Genomic DNA, 7,931 nt, shown 5'->3' with positions numbered 1-7,931 from the left:
CCCCGACGGTGCAGCGGCGCACAGCCCGTCAGTCCGTGTCGGCCGGTTCCGGGCGGCGGGGGCGCGCGCGCTCGCGCGCAGCCACCCGTCAGGGGCCTACGGCCGTCCGGAAGGACGAGCGCAGCGGCGGTTCTGGAGTTCGGGTTCTAGATTTGGGCGTCATGGGTGATGCCGGGAGTGGCGTCACCCATGACGCCACCCCCGGGTCTGTCGGAGTGGTTCGAGAGGGGGCCGGGTCGGTCCGGGTGCGTTCAGCAGACGTCCCAGTTGCTCCACGTGCCGTTGCCGATGTACCTGTTGCACCAGTAGCGGTCGTCACCACCGAGCACCTCCACGGTGGGGTATCCATTGGAGAACCAACTCCAGACACCGCTCCGGACGTCATGGCTGTTACCGAGGGTTCCCCAGACGGACCACGACCCGTTCGGGCTGTACTGATAGCTGTGCCAGACCTGACGGTCACTACCGATGACCACGTACTCCCCCCGGCCATCCGGCCAGATCAACTGGGCAGGCCAGGAATTACACAGGATTATTGCCTTGGCAGGCCCGTTTCCGGGGAAATTCCAGTCGCAGGCTTCGCTGACAGCGGCAGGCCCGTCCGACACCGGCGCTGCCTGCGCGGTGGCGCTGGGGATCAGTGCGGGTACAAGGGCCAAAGCCATCGCTGCACACGTGAAAAGCTTCTTCATGGTCCCCCAGAAATGACGTGACAGGTCTTCAGCGGGTGGCTGCTTCGGGCTAGTCGCAAGCATGCGGTTCGAAGGGCCGGATTTCTAGGGCCTCGACACGAGAAGCAGAGAATGACTTCAAGTAGTTCGTGCTGTCTAGATACTCTGTCCCGGTGGCGCTTCGTGGCCAATATGTCACTGCGCGATTGTCTGGTTCTCTCCGGTTTACGACCGGCGGCTCATTCTTGCATCAAGAAATTCGGCGGAAGCGCATGCAGTTGTCTCGACCTGCACGGGCTCCACGCGGTCGGGGTCACCGTGGTTCGGTAAAGGCCGGCCAGGCTTGCGCGTCGCGCGCATAGCCACCTGCACCGGGCCATCGGCGTCCGGGAGGGGCCAACGTTCTCTTTCCACTTCTCTTGAGGGTGTCCGGCTCATGGGGAGACCCCCGTCCGGCCGGTGCACAGACCCCCTGTTGTCAGCAGCGTGCCCTCGGCATGCCCCGAACCGGTGATGCTAGTTTGAAATGTGCGATCCAGAAGTTACTTTCACGCTAGGGTGTGTGATGTGGCGGTGAGGTTGTGACTGACGACCTGTTCGCGTCGATCGACGCGTTGCTGGCCCGGCCGCGTCCGGTGGACGACCTGCCGGTGCCGGCGGAGCGGGAGCGGCTGCGCAAGGTGGGCGACTACACCCAGGAGGAGCTGGCCGCGGCATTGAAGACGCGGCGGGAGACGATCGTGCGTTGGGAGGCGGGGACGACGGACCCGCGCCCGCCCAAGCGTGAGGTCTACATCCGGTTCCTGGCGATGCTGGCGCTGCAGCACGGCACGGTCGAGCCCGCCGAGTGGCTGCGCCGCGCGCAGGCCGCCGGTCTCGTGCGTCCCACCGTCCAGGCCCCGGCCGACGGGCCGGCTCCCGCACCGCCGACCGCCGTGCCGGCCCCGGTCCCGGCGGCCACCGTCGCGTCCGGGCCCGCAGTGGTTCGGCAGCCGGGACCGGCTCCGGCTGCCTCCGCCACTGCTGCGCCCGCCCCGGCGGTGTTCGGCGGCGTGCAGCAGGACCTGGCCGTGGTCGAGTTGGACCGGACGGCGGCCGGGGAGCTGGTGGCCGGGCCGCCGGCGCCGTGTGTGCGGTGCGGGCGTGCGACGCCGTACCGCGCGCAGGGCCGTGCGATGCACATGGGCGGCTGGTGCACTCCCGACACCGGGATCGCCGCCCTGGTCCGGGGCGCTCCGGCCGAGGCGGTGGACGCGCTCGTCGAGGCCTCCACAGCTGAGCACACCACGCCCGCCCAGGGAGTGGAGCGGCAGGCCCGGTTGGAGCCGGCCGGGCCGTCGCAGGCGGCTCTGGAGGCACTCGCCCGCCACCCGAACATCGCGACCACGGCCGCCACAGCCGCGCCGACCGCCCCCGCGGACGGCCCTGCCGGGGCGTCGTCGGAGCCGGCTGCCTCGGTCGCTCCCATCGCTGCGCCCCGCCGCGCCGCGCCCGCCCCCGCGTCCGGCCCGGCGGCGTCCTCGCGGGCGCGCAAGGCCCCGGCGAAGAAGGCCGCCGCGGCTGAGGGGTCGTCGGACTGGGAGGCGGCGGCGGCCGTGCGGTTCCCGGCAGGTCCCCTCGCGGTGCTGGACGTCGCCGCGGACGGTAAGAGCCTGGTGGCCTACCTCGCCGACGGCACGGTGGCGTCGTCCGCGCCGTCCGGGCGCACCCTGGCGGCCGTGGTGGAGTGGGCGTTCGAGGCGAAGCTCGGCTCACCGCGCCTGCACCGGCGCGGCAAGGACGGCGACGCCCTGCTGGTCGTCACCGACGCCGCGCTGGCGGAGCTGGGACTGCCGCCGATGGGCCGGGACGAGAAGCGCGAGTTCGTCCAGCGCCTGGGCCAGCTGCCGAAGACCCACAAGACGGTCAAGGCGCTGGAGAAGGTGGGCTGGCAGCTCACCCAGCGCGGCCTGGGCCCGTGGGCGCGGATCTACCGCACCCCCGAGGACGGCCGCCGCCAGTGCGTCCAGCTGTGCATCCCCGCCTGGGGCGCGCTCGCCACCGGCGGCTGGGCCATCCCCGAAGGCCTCCCGGCCCCGGACCTGGCCCGCCTGCTCGGCACCTACGCCACCCGCGTCCTCATCCCCCGCGGCTCCACCGCCGTCTCCGGCCTCGAACTCGTCACCGCACTGCGCCCGCCGACCCGCGCGGTGCGCACCGCGGTGGGCTGGACGTCCGGTCCGGTGGAGGGCTCGAGGCCGAAGGACGGCTTCGACCCGGCGCCGCCGGAGGTCCCGGACGTCCACCCCCTCGCCCAGGACCGGGAGGAGGGCGGCGAGCTGGTGACCGAGGCATGGGACTGGCACCGCGACCTGACCGACGACGAGCAGGCGGCGCCGTTCGCGGTCGGCCTCGACGTCAACATGGCGTTCCTCGCCGCCGCCGGCAGATTGACGCTGCCGCTGTCCGGCCCGGTCCACGAGCTCAACCCCACGTTCGACCCGAAGATCCCCGGGTCGTGGCTGGTCGACCTCTCCCACGTCGACACGAACCCCCTACTCCCGAGCCCGTTCACCGCGGACGGCTCCCGCCCGACCGGGCCGGCCTGGTACTCCACGGTGAAGGTGGCCTACGCCATCGAGCTCGGCGCCCGCCCGCAGCCCCTGGAGGGCTGGCTGCGCCACGAGTACGGCCCCTACCTGGACCCGTGGCACAAACGCCTGCGCCAGGCATACCTGGACACGATGGCGGCCTTGGGCGTGCCGCTGAAGCTCGCCGACACCGACCCGGTCGGCTTCCTGGAGAAGATGGCGGCCATCAAGGCGGGCCAGGGCGATGCGGCGGAGCTGGCGGTGCTCACCGCGATCAAGCAGACCGCCAAGGGCACCATCGGCAAGATGCGCGAACGCCCCCGCGGCCACGGATACACCCCCGGCGAACGCTGGGCCGCCCTGGACCGCCCGACCTGGGACCCGCTGATGCGCGCCCTGGTCATCGACACCGCCACCGTCAACCTCCACCGCAAACTGCGCCGCATGTACGCCGACACCGGCCTGCACGCCTTCGCGATCCTGTCCGACTGCGCGGTCTTCGCCTCGCCCGGCCCCGGCGCCCTGGATGTCCTCACCAAGTCGGACGGCACCCTCACCACCTCGCTCCGTCTTGGGGTGTCGCCGGGGCTGGTGAAGTTCGAGGGCAGCAGGCCGATGCCGGAGATCGCCGAGATGCTCGCCGACGACGTCAACCCGGCCCGGCACATCAAGACCGGCGGCGCTGTGTCCGCCGACGAGTAGCCGCACCCCGGCCGGGCCCGCAACCGTGCGGGCCCGGCCCGCACCTGCACGACCTGTCAGCGGCGGGCCGCCGACCGGCGGCCGGACCAGAAAGGGGAGCGACCCCGTGCAGGACCTGGAGCAGGACCCGCGCGCCGAGCAGCTCGCCGCCGCCCACTGGCGCCACGCCAGGCAGAGCCCGGTCGCCTGGGAGCGCCTGGAGCCGGCGGTCCGGGCCGAGCTGACCGAGCAGGCCGACACCTGGCTGCGCGCCGCGCGGGCCGCGGGCATCGTGGCGCCGGCCGCCGCGCCGAGCGAGGACCACACCGCCCTGTGGCTGGACGAGGCGGGCGGCGTGTGGAACGACATCCCGACCGCCGACGGCGACGGCGGCGACCTGGTGCTGCCGCTGGTCCACGCCCACGAGGAAGCCGTCTCTCGCCGCGACCTCGCAGAGCGCGGCCACCGCCTCACCCTCATCGGCTGGACCCGCTGAACCCCGGCCGCCCGGCGCCCGCCGCCGGGCGGCCCCCACCACCGCCACCACCTAGAAGGAGAGCTACATGGGGGAGATCGACGAGGGCCTGGAGCGTGCCGAGCGCACCCGCCCCATCCCGCAGTCCGTTCAGGCCCGGATGCGGTTCCTGCTCAAGGACGCCAAGGGCTCCACCAAGCAGCTCGCCGCCGACCTGGGCGTCAGCCAGCGCACCGTGCAGCGCTGGCTCAAGGGCCAGGGCACCCCCAAGCCCGCCGCCGCGAAGAAGGTCGAGCAGCGGGTCCGCACCAAGTGGCAGCCCCGGGTGAAGCAGCGGGTGCGCCGCGACGCCGAGAAGAACGGCTTCACCCTGCACATCCAGGCCGCCTTCGGTTTCAGCGCGGCGTCCGGCTCCACCGACGACCCCCGCCAGCGCCCGATCACCCACAAGATGCCCGGCTCCGTCGCCCAGCAGCTCTACGCCGCCCGGGACGCCGGCGCCGACCAGGCCGAGCAGGAACAGATCCTGGCCGACGCCCTCGGCGAGCACTACTTCCGCCAGGGCGGCCGCGCCCGGCGCCTGGACGTCGAGCTGAACGACATCTCGTGGATGGACCTGGAGCTGTAGAGGCTCCCGGGCGGCCCCGGTCCTTCGGGCCGCCCGCCCCGCCCACCCACCCCGACCACACCGGAGCCGCACCTCATGGCCGACACCACCGCCGATCCCGCCCGCTTCGACACCGTCACCTGCGACCCCCAGGCGCCCTGTGCGGGGTTCCTCGTCTGCGACGCCTGCGCCGCCCGGGGCCTGGCGGTCCCCGTGGCCACCCTCGCCTGGGCCGCACCCGCCGAGGGCTGCGACCCCGAGGTGCCCTGCTCCGGCTTCCTCACCTGCGACCGGCACCGGCAGACCGCCGGCTGAGACCCCCGACCACCCTCCACACCCCATTATGGCGCCCTCCGTGTCGCCGAAAAACACCGTCCCGGCCGCCCCGAGCGGCCGGGACTTTCTATTTGCGCGACCCCGAAAAGAATTCACCGACGAAATTCGGAGAACAGAATGAGCGACCACTTCGACCACACCGGCGCCGCGCCCGGCCGCTGACCGTCGTCCACGACCTGCTCAGCGGCCAGCTGATGATGCCGACCACCGCCGTCACCCTCCTGCTGCGCACCATCGCCGCGAGCTGGACCGCCTGCCCCTGCGACGACACCGACTGCCGCCGGACCGCGGAGTTCTACGCCGCCGACCTCACCGGCTACGCCGACCAGCTCGACGTCGAGTGCATCGCGGCCACGGGCCGGGAAGCCGACCCCGCCGGCTGACCCGGCCGCAGCCCGACCCGCCCACCGAGGGCCCGCCTCCCCGCACACCGGGGAGCCGGGCCCTCTTCGCATGCCCCGCACCGAAGGAGACCGCGATGCCGACGCTGCACTACACCCCCGCCGCCGCCCGCACCCTCACCTGCCTGGAGAAGGGGCGGCGGGCCGACGCCGCGAAGCTGCGCCGGGTGCGGCGCGCGCTGGAGCGGCTCGCCGCCGACCCGCGCCACCCCGGCCTGCGCACCCACCGCTACCGCGCGCTGCCCGGCCACGGCCACCGCCGCGTCTTCGACTCCTACATCGAGACCGGCGCCGGCGCCTGGAGGGTCTACTGGACCTGGGGCCCGGCCGACGGCGGCGACCAGGCCCACGGCCGCGGGAGCGGCGCGGTGCTCACCGTGCTGCTGATCGGCCCGCACCTGTAGGCTGCGGTCGGATTCCCCGACCCGGTCCGCCGCCCGCCGTCACCCGCTACGCTCTTACCGTGACATTGAGTGACGAAAGGCTGCGGTCCCTCAGTAGCCGCCTGCTGTCCCGCTGGATCGAGCTGTCCGACACGGGCGGAGAGCGCGCCGATCGGGTGTGGACCGGCATGGAGCGGGTGGAGGCGATCCTCAATGGAGGCTTGGGACCCGAGGCCTCGGCCCCCAAGCCTCCCATGGGTAGCTGGATTATCCTTCGGCGGGGAAGTCCAGCGAGTTGCCGATAACGAATCGGCCGTCGGCGGTTGCCTGGCTCGACACGTTGACGGATGAGAGCGTGTAGAAGACGGTGGTGGGCGTTATGACAGTCACGGTGTAGACGGCTGTCTGGCCGTCTGCCAGAGGCTGGTCGAGCGCCGCCGGGTCGGTCCAGAGCGTCGAGTCGGCAGCGGAGGTCAGCTTGATGATGGGAATGTAGGGTGCCCCTCCGATCGCGTGCGCGTTTGCTGCCGTCAGTCCGTTGCTGAGGATCCCGATGCTGGGGGCAAAGTGCTGGTAGCCGGCGCCGGTGTGATTCGTCGCGGTGATGTTGAACGTCCAACCGCTGCTCCCGGCAGCAGCACCGATGCCCTCCAAGGTAACGCTGAGCGTGGGGGTGCCGTTGTGGACAGTCGTTGCACCGGCCGTTGTGCCAAGGCTCTGAGCTGAGGCCGGCAGTACGGTGGCTCCCGCCAGCGCCAGTGCCGCTGCGGCAATTGCCGTGGACTTCAGGATCCGGGTCGCCAGTCGAGATGACATCGAGATCTCCAAGGAGTGTGTGTAGACGGTCGAATGGTCCGTGCGCGTTCAGCTTCCAAGGCGCGATGGGTCGCATGAGCCGACCGATTGCCACTGGCCGAGGTCGGGCCGTGGATCTTGCTACGAACTGACGCGGTGTGCTGATTGCAGAAGCCGGGCAATGCCCGCGACGTGACAGAAGCAGGCGTCTCCCCCAAGACGCTGCGAGAGAACCCCCCAAAGGTTCCATCCCCCAGCAGGGGCCGTGGGCCCGGCTGCTAACGGATTCTCATCATGGCCGCCACGCAGTGTCAAGCGACCGTTGTGCGATGCATACGAGACGAAGGCGCCGAGGTCGACAGTGCGCATAGCAGACATAGCGGGACGGCCATTTGTCGTGACCTCTTCAACTTATCTCAAGAGGCCCTGGTCAGGGCGGAGTTCGGCGAAACCGGTAGCGTCGGATGCGAACCATCGCCTAGGTTGTTGATGATGCGCACATGTCGCATGGACCATAGGGGGAACCGTCGGTCCGCTCGGCCGGAGCTTCGGCAGCGCATCGCCAAGCGACGTTTCATCTGCGCCAAAGCGCCACCCGTGCATGGATTTCATGGCTACGCCAATGTGTCCCTGCGGTGTGGTGACATCAAGCACGCTCGAATCCGTCTGCCTAAGGATCGTCAGCGACTGATGCAACTATCCAGGATCCGCCGGAAAGCCGGCATATGGCACACAATGGGGATGCCGGGTGTCCTCTTTCTGGCTATCTCTCTGGCAGTCGGCCTCAGTTCGCCGGCTGATGCCACCCCTCATCCCTCTCCTCCGACCGCTTCACCTGCGGCTTCCAAGCCGTCCACCAAGCCGCTCGGCCCGGGGGACGACGTGCTGGTCAACGGCTGGGGCGACAGCTCCGTCCACCTGCCCGCGAACGCGGGGCCCCGGCCTGCCGAGCGGGTCGACCGCGGGTAGACCGTGGGGGGTTGGACAGGGTTGTCGTCGGGGGGCCGTTCGT

Annotated in this window: 8 protein-coding genes; 6 read left to right on the top strand and 2 right to left on the bottom strand. The window is 71.2% G+C overall.

The genetic code is table 11. The annotated features are described in order from the left end of the window. Positions 1 to 251: 251 nt before the first annotated feature. Entirely contained in the window at positions 252 to 692 is a 441-nt protein-coding gene (locus SM793_RS35925; RefSeq protein WP_320443338.1) for a hypothetical protein, read from the bottom strand. Between the two features lie 560 nt (positions 693 to 1,252). On the opposite strand from SM793_RS35925, the gene tap reads away from it, so the two are divergent. From tap to SM793_RS35895, 6 genes are all read left to right on the top strand, one after another. After that, on the top strand, positions 1,253 to 3,943 hold the full coding sequence (gene tap / locus SM793_RS35920) for a telomere-associated protein Tap (RefSeq protein WP_320443337.1): 2,691 nt from the start codon (positions 1,253 to 1,255) through the stop codon (positions 3,941 to 3,943). A 106-nt stretch (positions 3,944 to 4,049) separates the two neighbouring features. After that, positions 4,050 to 4,418: a hypothetical protein gene (locus SM793_RS35915; RefSeq protein ID WP_320443336.1), complete on the top strand. Its 369-nt coding sequence runs from the start codon at positions 4,050 to 4,052 to the stop codon at positions 4,416 to 4,418. Positions 4,419 to 4,485: 67 nt separating this feature from the next. Beyond that, a complete protein-coding gene (gene tpg, locus SM793_RS35910) occupies positions 4,486 to 5,025 on the top strand; it encodes a telomere-protecting terminal protein Tpg (protein WP_320443335.1) in 540 nt (179 codons plus the stop codon). Between the two features lie 75 nt (positions 5,026 to 5,100). Continuing rightward, positions 5,101 to 5,319, top strand: a complete 219-nt coding sequence (locus SM793_RS35905; protein ID WP_320443334.1) for a hypothetical protein — start codon at positions 5,101 to 5,103, stop codon at positions 5,317 to 5,319. A gap of 215 nt (positions 5,320 to 5,534) precedes the next feature. After that, positions 5,535 to 5,723, top strand: a complete 189-nt coding sequence (locus SM793_RS35900; protein ID WP_320443333.1) for a hypothetical protein — start codon at positions 5,535 to 5,537, stop codon at positions 5,721 to 5,723. A 95-nt stretch (positions 5,724 to 5,818) separates the two neighbouring features. After that, positions 5,819 to 6,145: a hypothetical protein gene (locus tag SM793_RS35895; RefSeq protein WP_320443332.1), complete on the top strand. Its 327-nt coding sequence runs from the start codon at positions 5,819 to 5,821 to the stop codon at positions 6,143 to 6,145. 246 nt (positions 6,146 to 6,391) lie between these two features. Here SM793_RS35895 and SM793_RS35890 read toward each other — a convergent pair whose 3' ends face one another. Further along, positions 6,392 to 6,952 (bottom strand): hypothetical protein, encoded by a 561-nt coding sequence (locus SM793_RS35890; protein WP_320443331.1) that lies wholly within the window; start codon positions 6,950 to 6,952, stop codon positions 6,392 to 6,394. Positions 6,953 to 7,931: the final 979 nt, after the last annotated feature.

The sequence above is a fragment of the Kitasatospora purpeofusca genome (assembly GCF_034043715.1).
In the GTDB taxonomy this organism is placed as follows: Bacteria; Actinomycetota; Actinomycetes; order Streptomycetales; family Streptomycetaceae; genus Kitasatospora; species Kitasatospora purpeofusca_A.
This window is presented reverse-complemented; position numbering and strand designations above follow the sequence as displayed.

What these genes read in the sequence shown, in the direction of transcription:
- SM793_RS35895 (WP_320443332.1), top strand. Translation starts at nt 5,819, where the DNA reads ATGCCGACGCTGCACTACACCCCCGCCGCCGCCCGCACCCTCACCTGC.
- SM793_RS35900 (WP_320443333.1), top strand. Translation starts at nt 5,535, where the DNA reads ATGATGCCGACCACCGCCGTCACCCTCCTGCTGCGCACCATCGCCGCG.
- SM793_RS35905 (WP_320443334.1), top strand. Translation starts at nt 5,101, where the DNA reads ATGGCCGACACCACCGCCGATCCCGCCCGCTTCGACACCGTCACCTGC.
- SM793_RS35925 (WP_320443338.1), bottom strand. Translation starts at nt 692, where the DNA reads ATGAAGAAGCTTTTCACGTGTGCAGCGATGGCTTTGGCCCTTGTACCC.
- tpg (WP_320443335.1), top strand. Translation starts at nt 4,486, where the DNA reads ATGGGGGAGATCGACGAGGGCCTGGAGCGTGCCGAGCGCACCCGCCCC.